This window comes from Campylobacter sp. US53 (assembly GCF_004378995.1).
GTDB classification, from domain to species: Bacteria; Campylobacterota; Campylobacteria; order Campylobacterales; family Campylobacteraceae; genus Campylobacter_D; species Campylobacter_D jejuni.
Genome location: NZ_RYYH01000048.1, coordinates 1 through 229, shown reverse-complemented (window position 1 = coordinate 229; position 229 = coordinate 1). Strand labels below are relative to the sequence as shown.

Here is a 229-nt window from a genome sequence, read left to right as displayed (position 1 = left end):
GTACTAATGATGAACCCATCCACTTCTCCATATCCTTTCCCGGAGTTTTCCGCCTTTTTCTTCCTTGTTCCACTAAATCTCTTACGGTCATGAAAATTTATGATGATAAACACATCAAAAACGTTGTCTTTGTTGGCGCCCATAACAGCGGTATAACTACGTTGGCAGAGACAATGTTGTTTGAAGCCGGACTTCTCAACCGGCGCGGTACGGTTGGTGCTAAAAACAC

Annotated in this window: 1 protein-coding gene; it reads right to left on the bottom strand. The window is 43.7% G+C overall.

Going from position 1 to position 229, the window contains the following annotated elements; genetic code table 11:
- Window positions 1-229: hypothetical protein (locus tag ELQ05_RS08335; RefSeq protein ID WP_208336098.1), on the bottom strand; the 229-nt coding region annotated here is incomplete at both ends.